At 31.5% G+C, this 14,771-nt stretch carries 16 protein-coding genes; 8 read left to right on the plus strand and 8 right to left on the minus strand.

Going from position 1 to position 14,771, the window contains the following annotated elements; all coding sequences use genetic code 11:
• Positions 1-103: 103 nt before the first annotated feature.
• From Q0807_RS06980 to Q0807_RS07005, 6 genes are all read left to right on the plus strand, one after another.
• Positions 104-514, plus strand: coding sequence for a BrxA/BrxB family bacilliredoxin (locus Q0807_RS06980; protein ID WP_299107983.1), 411 nt, complete (start codon positions 104-106; stop codon positions 512-514).
• 113 nt (positions 515-627) lie between these two features.
• Positions 628-2,088, plus strand: coding sequence for a VWA domain-containing protein (locus Q0807_RS06985; protein WP_299107985.1), 1,461 nt, complete (start codon positions 628-630; stop codon positions 2,086-2,088).
• 44 nt (positions 2,089-2,132) lie between these two features.
• Positions 2,133-2,531, plus strand: a complete 399-nt coding sequence (locus tag Q0807_RS06990) for a hypothetical protein (RefSeq protein ID WP_299107987.1) — start codon at positions 2,133-2,135, stop codon at positions 2,529-2,531.
• A 51-nt stretch (positions 2,532-2,582) separates the two neighbouring features.
• Positions 2,583-3,320, plus strand: a complete 738-nt coding sequence (locus Q0807_RS06995; RefSeq protein WP_299107989.1) for a 1-acyl-sn-glycerol-3-phosphate acyltransferase — start codon at positions 2,583-2,585, stop codon at positions 3,318-3,320.
• A 23-nt stretch (positions 3,321-3,343) separates the two neighbouring features.
• Entirely contained in the window at positions 3,344-4,324 is a 981-nt protein-coding gene (locus tag Q0807_RS07000) for an acyl-ACP desaturase (RefSeq protein WP_299107991.1), read from the plus strand.
• 9 nt (positions 4,325-4,333) lie between these two features.
• A complete protein-coding gene (locus tag Q0807_RS07005) occupies positions 4,334-4,996 on the plus strand; it encodes an HD domain-containing protein (RefSeq protein ID WP_299107993.1) in 663 nt (220 codons plus the stop codon).
• Here Q0807_RS07005 and Q0807_RS07010 read toward each other — a convergent pair whose 3' ends face one another.
• The 3 genes from Q0807_RS07010 to Q0807_RS07020 form a co-directional block, all read right to left on the minus strand.
• Positions 4,997-5,422, minus strand: a complete 426-nt coding sequence (locus tag Q0807_RS07010) for a hypothetical protein (protein ID WP_299107995.1) — start codon at positions 5,420-5,422, stop codon at positions 4,997-4,999. It abuts the gene before it with no gap.
• Positions 5,423-5,491: 69 nt separating this feature from the next.
• Complete coding sequence (locus tag Q0807_RS07015) at positions 5,492-5,665, minus strand: hypothetical protein (protein WP_299107997.1); 174 nt, start codon at positions 5,663-5,665, stop codon at positions 5,492-5,494.
• A 16-nt stretch (positions 5,666-5,681) separates the two neighbouring features.
• Complete coding sequence (locus Q0807_RS07020; RefSeq protein WP_299108000.1) at positions 5,682-6,560, minus strand: AraC family transcriptional regulator; 879 nt, start codon at positions 6,558-6,560, stop codon at positions 5,682-5,684.
• A 238-nt stretch (positions 6,561-6,798) separates the two neighbouring features.
• Between Q0807_RS07020 and Q0807_RS07025 the strand changes: the two genes are divergently transcribed.
• Together Q0807_RS07025 and Q0807_RS07030 are read left to right on the plus strand one after the other, a co-directional pair.
• Positions 6,799-7,356: a hypothetical protein gene (locus Q0807_RS07025; RefSeq protein WP_299108002.1), complete on the plus strand. Its 558-nt coding sequence runs from the start codon at positions 6,799-6,801 to the stop codon at positions 7,354-7,356.
• A gap of 443 nt (positions 7,357-7,799) precedes the next feature.
• Entirely contained in the window at positions 7,800-8,357 is a 558-nt protein-coding gene (locus Q0807_RS07030) for a hypothetical protein (protein WP_299108004.1), read from the plus strand.
• An 835-nt stretch (positions 8,358-9,192) separates the two neighbouring features.
• Here the strand turns inward: Q0807_RS07030 and Q0807_RS07035 are convergent.
• The 5 genes from Q0807_RS07035 to hemH form a co-directional block, all read right to left on the minus strand.
• Entirely contained in the window at positions 9,193-9,975 is a 783-nt protein-coding gene (locus Q0807_RS07035; protein WP_299108006.1) for an enoyl-CoA hydratase-related protein, read from the minus strand.
• A gap of 100 nt (positions 9,976-10,075) precedes the next feature.
• On the minus strand, positions 10,076-11,560 hold the full coding sequence (locus Q0807_RS07040; protein WP_299108651.1) for an ATP-binding protein: 1,485 nt from the start codon (positions 11,558-11,560) through the stop codon (positions 10,076-10,078).
• A gap of 141 nt (positions 11,561-11,701) precedes the next feature.
• Positions 11,702-12,250 (minus strand): CopD family protein, encoded by a 549-nt coding sequence (locus tag Q0807_RS07045; protein WP_299108008.1) that lies wholly within the window; start codon positions 12,248-12,250, stop codon positions 11,702-11,704.
• Positions 12,251-12,313: 63 nt separating this feature from the next.
• On the minus strand, positions 12,314-13,669 hold the full coding sequence (locus Q0807_RS07050) for an MATE family efflux transporter (RefSeq protein WP_299108010.1): 1,356 nt from the start codon (positions 13,667-13,669) through the stop codon (positions 12,314-12,316).
• Positions 13,669-14,706 carry a ferrochelatase gene (gene hemH / locus Q0807_RS07055; protein ID WP_299108011.1) on the minus strand — a complete coding sequence of 346 codons (1,038 nt, stop codon included), beginning with the start codon at positions 14,704-14,706 and terminating at the stop codon, positions 13,669-13,671. The genes Q0807_RS07050 and hemH overlap by 1 nt, the downstream gene beginning before the upstream one ends.
• Between the last annotated feature and the right edge of the window lie 65 nt (positions 14,707-14,771).

Genomic DNA, 14,771 nt, shown 5'->3' on the forward strand with positions numbered 1-14,771 from the left:
AACCAAAATACCATCATTTAAACTCCTAACTTAAGACCAACTGATTCGTACTATTTTTCATTATCTTTGCAATTCAAATTAAGAATAATTAAAATAAAAAAATATGTATCCAGCAGAATTAGTAAAACCAATGCGTGAGGATTTAACCAACGTCGGTTTTGAAGAATTACATACATCAGAAGCTGTAGAAGGAGCACTTGCAAAAGAAGGTACAACATTAGTTGTTGTAAATTCAGTTTGTGGTTGTGCTGCAGCTAATGCAAGACCAGGAGCTAGAACAAGTTTAGATAATGCAAAAAAACCAGACCATATCGTTACTGTTTTTGCAGGTGTAGATAAAGAAGCCGTTGATGCAGCAAGAGCGCATATGATTCCTTTTCCTCCAAGTTCGCCATGTATGGCTTTGTTTAAAAACGGAGAATTAGTGCACATGTTAGAGCGTCACCATATTGAAGGTCGTCCTGCTGAATTAATCGCAGAAAACCTTAAAGATGCATACAACGAGCATTGCTAAGAAAGTTTAAAGTCTTAAAATAGATTTATAAAACCACGAATTAATTTTCGTGGTTTTTTTGGTTTTAGACGCAACCATTTCATGTTTTCTTCATCTATTAAAAAAGCCATATCATGAAATCAATCAAACCAATTATTCTCAGTTTTATTTTAATTCTATTTTCTTGTGAATATAACGAAACAAACTCTGATTCATACGTCGATTTTTACGGTATTGAATTTGCCGGAGATCAATATAATGAGATTGGAGAAAACCAATTCATTAGTACGGAAACCATTCCTATTTCTACATTTTCAATAGATGCAGATGGTGCTTCATATTCCAATATTAGACGATTTATTCAACAAGACCAATCATTACCTCCTGTTGCGGCTGTAAGAACAGAAGAACTCATTAATTATTTCAATTTAGATTACGCCTATAATGATGCTACACATCCTATTAATTTAAATGGTGAGATCAGTTCTTGTCCATGGAATACTGATAATAAACTGGTTAGAATTGGCATGAAAGCCAAACCTTTAAACCTAAATGATACGCAAGCCTCAAATTTTGTATTATTAATAGATGTATCAGGATCTATGGGCAGTGAAGACAAATTAGAACTTTTAAAAAGCGGTTTTAAAGATTTTGTAGACCAAACCTCTGATACAGATAAAATTGCCATTGTTACTTATGCTGGTTCTGCAGGTCTTGTTTTACCATCTACAGCTTGTTCTAATAAACAAACTATTAAAGATGCCATTGACAGCTTAGGCTCAGGAGGTAGCACAGCTGGTGCACAGGGTATAATTACAGCCTATGATATTGCTTTAGAAAATTATATCACTAATGGAAATAATAGAATTATAATTGGTACAGATGGAGATTTTAATGTTGGCATTAGTAACCAAGATGACTTAATAAGTTTAATTGAAGAAAAGCGAGATTTAGGAGTTTTTCTGACGGTTTTAGGAGTTGGACGTGGTAATCTTAATGACGGAACATTAGAACAAATTGCCAATAAAGGCAATGGAAACTATGAGTATATTGATACTATAGAGCAATTAAGAAAAGTCTTTATTTATGATTATAGTAAGTTTTTTACAGTAGCTAAAGATGTAAAAGTGCAAGTAGAATTTAATCCAGAAATCGTTGATGCTTATCGCCTAATTGGCTATGAGAACAGAGCCTTAAATACAGAAGATTTTGAAGATGACACAGAAGATGCTGGTGAGATTGGTGCCAACCAAAACATAACAGCGATTTACGAAATTGTACCAACTGTAGAGTCAAACCTTCTTAACGATAAAGCTTTTACAATTGCAGTGAGATATAAGCTACCAGATAATGATACTAGTATTCCAATGACTTTAGATATCTACGACCAAGAAGTTGCTTTTAGTCAATCTTCAGATTTTATGAAATTTACAGCGAGTGTTGCCTCGTTTTCAATGTTAATTACTGATTCTGAATTTAAAGGAGATACCAGTTATTCTAATATTTCAAATTGGCTGAATCAAACTAGTCTTTCAGATGAGCACAATTTTAAGAATCAATTTAAAACTATCGTCCTAGACGCTTCGTCTCTTTAATTCTTTTGTCTTTTAAATTAGAAGGATTTCTTAAAACTATTGACATGAAAAAAATTATATTTTATCTCACATTTATAATTGTAACAAGTACAATCTTTATTGCTTGCAGTCTGCCTGACGACGATCCTGTAACATGCGAAGAAATGATTGAAGAATTACAACAATTAAAAATTACAATTACCGAATACGCAGCAACTTCAACTTGTAGCGAAGAATTTGAATGTCAATATATCGCCTTTGGTTCTAAACCATGTGGTGGTCCTTGGGAATTTCTTATTTATACCACATCTATTGATACAGAACAATTAGTGACTTTGGTTAATGATTATAATCAACTAGAGAGTAATTACAATGAAAATTGTGGAGCGATTTCTGATTGTTCAGTTCCAAATGAACCAACTGGCTTTACTTGCGAAGATAATCAGTGTATTCCTGTTTTTTAAACTTTAAAAACTTAGTTATTTAGTTATTTTTGTACCTATAAACCTTTTGTTGTGCAAAAAATACTCGCCTATCCGCTTTCGGTTATTTTCTATTTATGCTTTGGCTTAACCTTAGTTGTATTTCATGTTATACAATGGTTTTGCCACAAAGTATTTGGCTATAAAGGCCTTAAACATGCAGTAGATGCTTTACAATTTGCCATAATGCGATGCCTTAATCTTTTAGGCACCAGAATTACGTTCAATAATCCATACGATATTAGCACAGACAGACCTATAATTATTGTTGCTAACCACCAAAGCATGTATGATATTTCTCCAATATTATGGTACATGCGCAAGCATCATGTAAAATTTGTGTCTAAACAAGAATTAGGAAAAGGCATACCTAGTATCTCCTATAACTTACGTCATGGTGGTTCTGTATTAATAGACAGAAAAAATCCTCGTCAGGCATTACCTGCAATGATGAAATTTGGAGAGTATATTGAAAAAACAAAAAGAGCAGCCGTTATTTTCCCTGAAGGTACACGAAGTAAAGACGGAACACCACGACCTTTTAAGACTAAAGGACTAGAACTTTTAATAAAAAAAGTGCCTTCAGCTTTGATTGTTCCTATTACTGTAAACAACTCTTGGAAGATGTTACGCTATGGCGCTTTTCCTATGGGAATAGGAAATCATATTAAATTTACGGTGCATAAGCCCTTAGAAATTATTAACTTTACTGATAAGACTGAATTAATTCAACAAGTTGAAAAAACAATTGTTGATGCTATTGAGCATTAAACATCCTAAAAACTACTATAAATATGTCGTTGAAAAATGTAAGATTGGAAGTGATGCAGCATCTTGAAAAAGATGTACAATCGCTTATTGAAAAATATTTAATTCCTGTTGAAAAAATTTGGCAGCCTACCGATTTCTTACCAGATTCTACTAAAGACACATTTTTTGAAGACGTAAAAGAAATTAGAGAGCTTTCTAAAGAATTACCTTATGATTTTTGGGTGGTTTTAGTTGGTGATATGATTACAGAAGAGGCTTTACCAAGTTACGAATCTTGGCTTATGGATGTAGAAGGTGTTGATCAAGTAGAGCGTAACGGCTGGTCTACATGGTTAAGACATTGGACAGGTGAAGAAAACAGACATGGTGATGTTTTAAATAAATACTTGTACTTATCTGGACGCGTAAACATGCGTGAGATTGAAAAAACCACACAATATTTAATTAATGATGGTTTTGATATTGGTACAGGTAGAGACCCTTATAAAAACTTTGTTTATACTAGTTTTCAAGAATTAGCGACTTATGTTTCTCACAATCGTGTAGCTAAAATTGCCAAACAAAAAGGGAATAAACAATTGGCTAAAATGTGTAAAATTATTTCTGGTGATGAAATGCGTCACCACCATGCTTATTCTGAGTTTGTAGAGCGCATTTTTGCTGTAGATCCAAGTCAGATGATGATGGCTTTTCATGATATGATGAAGCGTAAAATCGCCATGCCTGCACATTTTTTAAGAGAATCTGGTGAAAGTATAGGAACTGCCTTCGAAGAATTTTCTAACACTGCACAGCGTATTGGTGTTTACACCTCAAACGATTACGTAGATATCTTACAAAAGCTAATTGACCGTTGGGAAATAGGAAATATGACAGGTTTAAGCGAAGAGGCTGAAAAAGCTAGAGATTACTTAATGAAGTTACCTCCTAGAATGTATCGTTTATCTGAACGTATAAAAATTCCTGAAAATTCGTTTCAATTTAAATGGGTTGATCCTGCATAATTTTTTATAATGACAATTTCTGAAGCACAACTCATTGAGTCTACTATAAATTTCGTTAAAACCGAACTTAAAAATGCCGAAGGTGGACACGATTGGTTTCATATTGAACGTGTTTACAAAAACACCTTATCAATTGCCAAGCATGAAGATGTGAATACTACTGTCGTTACTTTAGCTGCTTTGCTACATGATATTGCAGATTCTAAATTTCATAATGGTGATGAAACTATTGGCTCTAGAAAAGCAAGCGAATTCCTTTTAAGTAAAAACGTAGATAGTGAAATTATTGAACATGTAACTCAGATTATTGATAATATGTCTTTTAAAAACACGTTTGATTTAAATACATCCTTTACCTCAAAAGAAATGGAAGTGGTACAAGATGCCGACCGTTTGGACGCTATTGGAGCTATTGGTATTGCACGTTGTTTTAATTATGGAGGTTTTAAAGATAGAGCACTTTACAATCCTGATATTAAGCCTAACCTAAATATGACAAAGGCTGAATATAAAAACTCTGATGCACCAACAATTAATCATTTTTATGAAAAATTGTTACTCTTAAAAGACCAAATGAATACTAAAACTGGGAAACGTATGGCCTTAGAGCGCCACAATTATATGAAAGGCTTTTTAAAGCAGTTTTATGCAGAATGGGAAGGGAAGTTGTAATTAATCCAAATCGATTTCTATTTTCAATGTTTTTCCATTTCGAACTTCAACCATCTCATTAATTATAAAGTATTTACTTAGAGGCACTCCCACTTCATCTCCTACACTATAATTATTTTCTGTTGCCCAAAATTCAAAAGCGTAATTATACAGTCCAGAAGAAACATTTTTGAATCTAATCTGTTTATCACCATTTCCGTTTACTTCATCAAAAACATTAGCCTCCTGCAGCTCAATACGAACTCTTGCGATAGCATAATTATCAGGAATATTAAAATTAAATTCTACAGCTCCAGTACTTTGTGAGGTTCCTATACCTCCAGAAATATATTCAGTATCTAAAACTGTTATATCTTCTTTTTCACAGCTTAACATCAATAATGTTAATAATAGAACTCTAATTTTAAAGAATGATTTGAATTCCATATTGTAAATTATTTTTGAATTTACGAGATTTTTTAAGAAGTTAACACAACGCTATTAAAACGCACCTAATTAATTCTCCTTTGCGACCTCTAAAGCCGTTAACTTATATTCAATTGCAGCCATTTCTTCACCATAATGAATAATTTGATCTGCAGTAAGATTATCACTTGAGTTTACGGCATCTATGATTTCTTGGCCTTTTTTGGTATAGTATGTAATTGTAATATCTATTTTATCTTCCATATGTATTACACTATAATTATTGTACCATTAGTTTTAACTCACCTCTATACTTAGATGCACTTTTACCTGTAAATTCTTTAAATAGTTTATTAAAGTGAGAAAAATTATTAAAACCACACTCAAAACTAACATCAGCGATACTCATTTGACTTTCGGATAATAATTTGGTAGCGTGTACTACTCTATATTCATTAACAAGTTTAGTAAATGTTTTACCTGTAACTTTTTTAAAGTAACGACAAAACGCAGGAACCGTCATGCTCACCTTCTCTGCAATTTCATCTAAACTAATATGTTCTTTAAAATTCTGATTAACATGTTTAAATACAATATCGATTTTAGCACTGTCTTGTGGTTCAGTTTCAAATGCAAAACCATCCACGTTTAACAATGTATAATCTTCGGCTTTTGCTAAACCATGTAAAACTTCTAGTAATATTAAAATCTTTTTAAAACCTTCTTTTTCATTTAATTTTTCAATTTTAGCACCAAGTTTTTGCTTCGTCTTTATGCCAAAAAGAATTCCTTTTTTAGAACGCTCAAATAAATTATTAATTTTTTCCATTTCAGGAATATCAAAAAAATGATTCCCTAAAAATTCAGGTTTAAACTGCACTAAGGTTTCAGAGCCATTAATGGTTAAACGATCTGTAAATCCATTATGTGGCAAATTTGGTCCTATTAATAATAACTGGCTATTATTAAAGTAAGACAAATGGTTACCAATGTGTCTTTTCCCTTGACCCTTGTTAACATATACTAATTCTATTTCAGGGTGAAAATGCCAAAATGGTTTCGTTTCACCCTTGTAAACATCCATCTTATGTTTCTTAACTAATAATGAACTTCCAAATTCAGGGCTAATTTTTTCTAAAGTAGGTTTTCTTGCTTTCATTTTACAATTATTAATACAAAGTTAAACCTAATTAAAAAGCTCAACTATGTAAAATTACCAAAATTATATAGCATATTAACTCTTTAACGTTTATATAACAAAGTTGAGGTTAATTTTGTACATAAATTTGCCAAATCTGATGTTTTCTAAAACGATATGCTAATCTAACTTTGCAGTGTTGAATTACTTAAACTGATTTTAAATCAAAAAAAATCGGTTTTCACAAAAATGAAAGATTATGAAAACATTATTTAAAAACATTTTAGTATTAGCAGTGATGTTAGGAACATGCACAAGCTACGCAAATGCCACGTTAGAAGTTTCACCTACTTTTAATAATGTAAACGAAGGAGATTTAATTTCTGTATCTGATGCCTCTGGAGAGGTTATTTATAACGGACGTATTAACTATGCTGGTAATCTAGAAAAACTTTATGATTTCTCTCAACTGAATAATGGAATCTATACTGTAGAGGTAAACAAAGATTTTGAAATTATAGTTAACTCAGTAGAGGTAAAAAACAATGTTGTTACTTTTATTGAAAATTCTAACTCTAAAATTTTTAAACCTGTATTTAGAACTATAGACTCTAAAGTTATTATTTCGAAATTAGCAATTGACACTGACGAAATGGAAGTGGAATTATATTTTGAAAATGAGCTAATTCATACAGAAGTTGCAAAAGGTAAAGAGACTATTAACCGCGTATACCAATTAGACAAATCTCTTAGAGGTGATTATACAGCAATCATTAGATCAAATGGTCGTGTATTTGTAAAGAGCTTTAAATTATAATTTATTGTTTATACATTAGTTTTATTAGTAAAAAAAGTGGGCTTAAAAGCCCACTTTTTAGTTTTATATATTTCTCTTTTAGTTTTTGCTACATCTAAATATGTAGCGTTTTTTATTCTCAATCATCCAATAAAATTATGCACTAAATCTAATGTGTATTATATGATTTCAATTAGCCAAATATAATTAAATTACCAGCTACTAAAATTAAATATACTAAGCATCATAAATATATTGAGTTACGAATATAAGTTCTAGCTCCTCTTATTGCATAAAAAATCCACTCTATATCAAATTAACACAAATATATTCTATTTTACCTCAATAAAAACAACAGGGCATATATTCAGTTAAAATAATATATAAATATGATAAAACTCATGTTTTCTAAGTTGTGAATACCCTATACATTTGTATCAGTAATCACTTAATACCATATTATTATGAAAAAAGTATTTAAAATTATTTTAGTATTAGCTGTAGTGTTAGGAACATCTACAAGCTACGCAAACGAAGTTGTAAAAGCTGAATCTGCTTTTAACTACGTTAACAAAGGAAATCACATTTCTGTATCTGATGCTTTCGGAGAAGTTATCTACAGTGGAGAAGTAAACTATAGCGGAAACCTAATCACTCTTTATGATTTCACACAGTTAAAGAATGGTATGTACGATATAGAAGTAACCAATGGTTTTAAAATTGAAATTAACACAATTGAAGTAAAAGATGCCATTGTTTCTATTTTAGAAGCTAACAAAAAGGTAATTCACAAACCTGTAGTTAGAAATAAAAACTCCTCTGTTTTAATTACCAAATTAGCCCTAGATGGTGCGGATATGGAAATAGAACTTTATTTTGATGGTAATCTAATTCACACAGAGACGCTAAAAGGGCAAACTGTATTTAACCGTGTATACAAGTTAGATGACAATCTTAGAGGCAATTACACTACTATTATTAAGTCTAACAATAGAGTGTTTATTAAAAACTTCAGCATATAAATAAAACTCATTATTTATTTTAAAGTGGACACTTACGTGTCCACTTTTTGTTTTTAACTATTATTATTAAATGCTTAGCTAAGGGTTAGTATGTATTAAAATATCCATTTTATAAAATCAAACGCTACGAAAATAGTTTTATCAAGAATTATCAATTCTAATAATCATAAAACTAACTAAAATTAGATTTAAACATTAATCCTTCTCCTACATGAGTCGAAATGTTAAATGTATAGAAAATTACCCTAAAATAATAATATATTAACCACAATAAACATAACCAACACATACTTGGTTAATATACCATACAATTATGCCAAAATGCTTGTTTTTTTAAAATGTAATTATGTATAAATTTGTGTAAGCACTTACATATTGAAGTATTAAAATTTCTTATCGATTCTGAACATAAAGAAAGATAATAAGATTTAAAATGTGCTTACAAGATGAGACCAGATGTTCATCAAAATTTAGAATATAAATTGTTGTTTATATATTATTAGTTTATTTATTTAGTTAAAAAAGTGGGTAGTAGAGAACCCACTTTTTTTTGTTTAAAACAATTTTATATACTCTCTTTATAAGACCCAAGACGTTGCCTGAAAAAGGGTAATTCTGCACAGTTATTAGGTAAAAATATTGTTTTTTAGGTTGAAACCAGGCTATACATTTGTCAAAAATTAACACTTAAACTTATGTATCAAATCTACAAAATACAATTACTAATAATGAGTCCACTTGTTGTGGCTAGCTTTATACTAATAGCACCTCTTTATTTTATAACTAAACTATTTTCAAGGAAATCTTGAGTTAAATAGGTTTAACTGCAAGTATTCTATTTACCAGGGAACTCAGCCTTGCGTTTTTCTAAAAAAGCAGTTGTACCTTCTACAAAATCTTCAGTCCCAAAGCATTTTCCGAATTGCTTAATTTCCACTTTATAACCATCCTTACCATCTTTGTAGTTAGCGTTAATTGCTTTAATCGCTTTACCAATGGCAACAGATGAATTACGCATAATTTTACTGGCTAATTTTTCTGCAAATGGTACCAATTCTTCTTGAGCAACTACATGATTGACTAGACCATAATTTAAGGCTTGGTTGGCATCAATCATTCCTGCTGTCATAATCATTTCCATAGCTCTACCCTTACCTACTAATTGAGGTAAACGTTGAGTTCCTCCATAACCAGGAATCACACCTAATGAGGTTTCTGGCAAGCCCATTTTAGCATTAGTACTTGTAATTCTAAAGTGGCTAGCCATTGCAAGCTCTAAACCACCACCAAGCGCAAAACCATTAATTGCCGCAATAACAGGTGTCGTTAAATTCTCAACAAAATCGAATAATAACTCTTGTCCCTCAGCTGCTAATTTTCCACCTTCCTTAACACTAAAGTCGGCAAATTCACTAATATCCGCACCTGCTACAAACGCTTTTTCACCACTTCCGGTTATAATAATTACTTTAGTGTTTTCATCATTATCAGCATCGTTAAAAGCATTGTGCAATTCTGATATAGTTTCTCTATTTAAAGCATTTAGTTTTTTAGGTCTGTTGATTGTAATCGTTGTGATGCCATCTGAATAGTTAGCTAATATATTATTGTAGTTCATTTTAAGTATGTTTTATTTCCACAAAAAAGGGAAGCTTGTTGTTTAATAGTCTAAGTTTCTTTGCAAGTCCTCAAGTTAAACATAACCTTAATATTCGTTGCTAAGAAACCACTGCGTTAGCAGAATTTGATGGGTTCTTAGGAAATGTAACCGTAAAAATAGTTCCTTTTCCTAATTGAGATGTAAAGGTAATACTTCCGTTATAAGTTTCCACAATGTTTTTTACCATCGCTAAACCTAAGCCCATTCCACTCGTTTTTGTGGTGAATTTAGGTTCAAATATTTTTGATTTTGTTTCCTCTTCAATTCCTAAGCCATTATCTTCTATAGTGATACTAACATTGTCATTTTCACTCAATACACGAACTTCTATTTTTGGATTTTCCGCATCATTAGGAATTGCTTGAATACCATTTTTCACCAAATTGGTAACCACTCTAATTAACTGCGTTCTATCAAATTTAGCAATGATTTCTTCCTCTTCAGAATAGAATTCAATATAGCTTTCATTAAAAATATCGAGTGCTAATTTTACAATATGCACTACGTTTAAGTTTTCACTTTTTTGCGCTGGCATTTTAGCAAAATTAGAAAATGCTGAAGCTATAGAACTCATAATATCAATTTGCTGAATCAATGTATTACTATATTCATTAACCTTTTGATGGATGTTTTCATCTTCTGGATTAAACTTACGCTGAAAACTTTGAACCGTTAATCGCATTGGTGTTAGAGGATTTTTAATCTCATGCGCTACTTGCTTTGCCATTTCTCGCCAAGCTTGCTCACGCTCATTAGTCGCCAAAACCACAGCACTGGCTTCTAGCTCATCAATCATACTATTATAAGCATTAACTAATGCTTCAATTTCTGCACTAGTGGATTCTATTTGTATTTTTTTATTCCGTTTTTCTAATCGTGTTTCATTCATCTTATCACTAATGGTTCTCAGTGATTTGGTTATGAATTTAGATATAAAATAAGCAAAAATAATAGCAACGAGAATTAACACCACATAAGCCAAAGCCAAACGCAATAAAAACTCTTTTAGCTCTTTATTTAAAAAATCATCATTCTCTAAATAAGGTAAATTTAGAATCGCCAAAGTCTTAAACTTCTCATCCGTTATATAAGTGTAAGACGACTGAAATGTTTGTCCGGCTTCAACATTTTTCACCACATAACGATGCTCTAATGTATTAGATAGGGTATTTAATATTTCGGGATTTAGACATGTATCTGTCGTATCTCTTTGGATAGTACGTTTTGAACTTTTGAGTAATTGACCATCTAAATCGTATAAATTAATCTGAAGATTATGAATAGCATCAATATCAAAAATTTCATCTTTAAAAATTAATGGAACATTCTCTGTTGTAACAGGATATGTGGTTTCACGTATAACAAAATCAATGCTCTGTTTTATCGCTTTTTCCTTACGCTCTAAACGTTCTCTGTGATAATCCTTCGCTTCTTCTCTATATTGATATATAGTAACAGCAGCTATTAAAACTGAAGCCACTAGTACCAAAAGTACCATGTTTAAAATGATGCGAGCTCTTAAGGAAAGACGTTTTTTATTCATAGAAATGCCCATGCAAATGGGTATCTTTTAATTCTGAATTATAAGTTTTAAATATAGCAATAATCAATCCAAAAATGCGAAGGCCAATTCTCAAATTATAAATACCAAGTATTTAAAAACTCTGTTTTACTAGAGTTTAAATTAGGCTTCAGGATTTTTGGACCTAATATTTTTATACAATTTGAAGCCTAACATAATTAAGACACCTAAAACAAGTAGACCTAAAATTCCAAAAATCCAATTGATAGAGTTTTTAAGAATCACTAGAAAAACCACGGCAAACAATATAAAAGTTGCGCCTTCATTCCAAATACGCATAAAACTAGAGGTTATTTTTACCTCATCCTTTTGAAGTTGCTTATAATATAGATGCGTTTTAAAATGATAGATGAATAACAAAAGAACAAAAAGCAGCTTTACATGCATCCAACCTTGTTGAAACCAACTTGGCAATAAAATCATTAACCAAACAGCAAACAAGGTTGCCAAAATTGCCGAAGGCCAAGTAATAATAAACCACAAACGCTTAGACATTAACTTTAGTTGTTTGCCTAATATTTCCTTATCTGGTGATGGCTTATGGAAAGCTTCTATTTGATAAACAAACAATCTAGGAATGTAAAACAAACCAGCAAACCACGTAATAACAAAAATGAGGTGTAAAGATTTTATGTAATTGTAATATTCCATATTATAAAAAACAGTGTGTTTAAAATTGAATAATTATGTCAATCTAAAATTACGGATTAAAAATTACTCTGTTGTTTTAGATTTTAGATTTAAATTCACTTCGCGATATAAAAAATAACCTGTTACTAATGTTGAAAGCACATCTGAAATTGGAAAAGACAACCAAATACCAAATTCCCCAAAATACAGTGGTAAAATATACATTAAAGGAATAAAAAAAATAGCCTGTCTAGTTAAGGTTAACAATAATGCTGGCAAAGCCTTACCTACAGCCTGAAAATAAGCTGCTCCAATAAGTTGAAGCGCTAAAATAGGCACAGCTGCAAACGTCCATCGCATATTGCTTGGCGTTTCTCGTATAACATCCGCATCTGTTGTAAACCATTTAGTAATTATCTCAGGAAAAACCATTAAGCCAATAAAAACAATGGTTCCTAAAATAGTAGCATATTTTATAGCTGTGAAAATAACCTCTTTTACTCGATCATATTTTCCTGCTCCAAAATTATAACCTGCAATAGGAATAAATCCTTGTGTTATCCCAAAAACAGGAAACAAAGCGAACATACTTAATCGACCAACAATAGCATAAGTTGTTACTGAGGTTTCACCTCCAAAATCATATAATGCGTTATTTACTAATAAAAACGTAACGCTTACTATTGCTTGTCTTGCTAGGGTTACAAAACCTAAAGAACCTATTTCAGACACTATAGTTTTATCGAATACGAAATGCGAAAGGTTAATTTTTAATTCAGAATGTTTAGATAAAAAATACCAAAATATAAATAGAAAAGAAACAATATAAGACCCTGTAGTTGCCCAAGCTGCTCCAGCCATTCCGTAATCTAAAACATTAATAAAAAGATAGTCTAATACTAAGTTACCAATAGATGGAATTAGCATCGCATACATGGCAAATTTAGGTTTACCTTCTGCTCGGATAACATTATTACCCATCATTACAAATCCTAAAATAGGAACACCATAAAGTATAATTTCGTAATACACTTTAGCAGGTTCAAAAATATTTCCTTTTCCTCCAAATGCAGGAATTAACGTATCTACAAAATACAAACCAAATACCGCAAATGTGATGGTAAATAAAAATGTGAGGGTTAATTGATTACCGAACGTTTTTAGTGCTTTAGCCTTATTATCTGCGCCCAAAGCACGCGAAATAATTGAAGAACCACCAACACCAATTGCCATACCTAAAGCAGCAATAAAAAAGGAAACCGGAAGCACAACATTTATAGCTGCAATGGCTGTAGAGCCAATCCAATTTCCAACAAAAATAGTATCTACTAAAATATTTAGAGACATTACCAAAATACCAATAGCTGCAGGCACAGCCTGTCTTATCAGTAATTTACCAATGGATTCTGTTCCTAAATCTTGTGAAGACACTTTTGCCATTATTTGGCTATAGTTTCAGCATTTACCCATTCGTCAGCAATATTTGCAAGTACTTGAGCAAAATCATCGCGCTCATTAAGACACGGAATAACAGTGAATTCTTTACCTCCCATTTCGTGAAAAATTTCCTCACCTTCCATGGCAATTTCTTCTAAAGTTTCTAAACAATCACTCACAAAAGCAGGCGTTACAATAGCCATTTTATTAATGCCTTCCTTTCCCATTCTTTCAATCGTACGATCTGTATATGGTTTTAACCATGGATCAAATCCAAGTCTAGATTGAAACGTTGTAGAATAAGTTCCATTTTTTAAGCCTAGTTTTTTAGCAACATTTACCGTTGTAATTTCACATTGATGACGGTAACAAAACTCATGCTGCTTACTACCTTTTTTAAAGCAACATTTTCCATTCATTTTACAGTTGCCATTGGTAATATCACTTTTTCTAATATGTCGTTCTGGCACGCCATGGTAACTAAAAAGAATATGCTCGTAATCTAAATCGTTTAAAACTTCACCAATACTTTTAGAAAGTACATCTATATAATCTTTACGATGATAAAATGCAGGTGTTCTTGTAATTTTTACCTCAGGAAAATATTCAGCAACCAGCTCATCTACTTTTACATCAATTGTTTCTGTAGTTGCCATAGCAAATTGTGGATACAATGGAACGGTTTTTATTTCAGTACATCCTTTGTCTACCAATTCTTGTAATCCTTTTTTAATTGTCATACTTCCATAACGCATGGCTAATGCAACAGGATAATCTACTTTATTTCGAAGTTTTTCTTGAAGTCGTTCTGACAGTACAATTAAAGGCGAACCTTCCTCCCACCAAATTTTCTTGTAAGCAGCGGCAGAAGCCTTAGGCCTCGTATTTAAAATAATACCTTTTACCAATAACGTACGCGCCAGTAGCGGTAAATCTATAACACGTTCATCCATTAAAAATTCCCCCAAATATTTCTTTACATCCTTTGGGTTTGGACTTTCTGGAGAACCTAAATTAACTAATAAAATTCCTTTTGACATGCTTATTTTTTTCAACTACAAAAATACAATACTAATTACAATACTTTACGAAGAACAGTATTGGT

It is taken from the genome of uncultured Winogradskyella sp. (genome assembly GCF_947495255.1).
Lineage (GTDB): Bacteria > Bacteroidota > Bacteroidia > Flavobacteriales > Flavobacteriaceae > Winogradskyella.

Excerpts from the sequence above, each read along its gene's own strand:
- Q0807_RS06980 (WP_299107983.1), top strand. The coding sequence starts at position 104 with ATGTATCCAGCAGAATTAGTAAAACCAATGCGTGAGGATTTAACCAAC.
- hemH (WP_299108011.1), bottom strand. The coding sequence starts at position 14,706 with ATGTCAAAAGGAATTTTATTAGTTAATTTAGGTTCTCCAGAAAGTCCA.
- Q0807_RS07025 (WP_299108002.1), top strand. The coding sequence starts at position 6,799 with ATGAAAACATTATTTAAAAACATTTTAGTATTAGCAGTGATGTTAGGA.
- Q0807_RS07015 (WP_299107997.1), bottom strand. The coding sequence starts at position 5,665 with ATGGAAGATAAAATAGATATTACAATTACATACTATACCAAAAAAGGC.
- Q0807_RS07020 (WP_299108000.1), bottom strand. The coding sequence starts at position 6,560 with ATGAAAGCAAGAAAACCTACTTTAGAAAAAATTAGCCCTGAATTTGGA.
- Q0807_RS07005 (WP_299107993.1), top strand. The coding sequence starts at position 4,334 with ATGACAATTTCTGAAGCACAACTCATTGAGTCTACTATAAATTTCGTT.
- Q0807_RS07000 (WP_299107991.1), top strand. The coding sequence starts at position 3,344 with ATGTCGTTGAAAAATGTAAGATTGGAAGTGATGCAGCATCTTGAAAAA.
- Q0807_RS06985 (WP_299107985.1), top strand. The coding sequence starts at position 628 with ATGAAATCAATCAAACCAATTATTCTCAGTTTTATTTTAATTCTATTT.
- Q0807_RS07010 (WP_299107995.1), bottom strand. The coding sequence starts at position 5,422 with ATGGAATTCAAATCATTCTTTAAAATTAGAGTTCTATTATTAACATTA.
- Q0807_RS07035 (WP_299108006.1), bottom strand. The coding sequence starts at position 9,975 with ATGAACTACAATAATATATTAGCTAACTATTCAGATGGCATCACAACG.
- Q0807_RS06990 (WP_299107987.1), top strand. The coding sequence starts at position 2,133 with ATGAAAAAAATTATATTTTATCTCACATTTATAATTGTAACAAGTACA.
- Q0807_RS07045 (WP_299108008.1), bottom strand. The coding sequence starts at position 12,250 with ATGGAATATTACAATTACATAAAATCTTTACACCTCATTTTTGTTATT.
- Q0807_RS07030 (WP_299108004.1), top strand. The coding sequence starts at position 7,800 with ATGAAAAAAGTATTTAAAATTATTTTAGTATTAGCTGTAGTGTTAGGA.
- Q0807_RS07050 (WP_299108010.1), bottom strand. The coding sequence starts at position 13,669 with ATGGCAAAAGTGTCTTCACAAGATTTAGGAACAGAATCCATTGGTAAA.
- Q0807_RS07040 (WP_299108651.1), bottom strand. The coding sequence starts at position 11,560 with ATGAATAAAAAACGTCTTTCCTTAAGAGCTCGCATCATTTTAAACATG.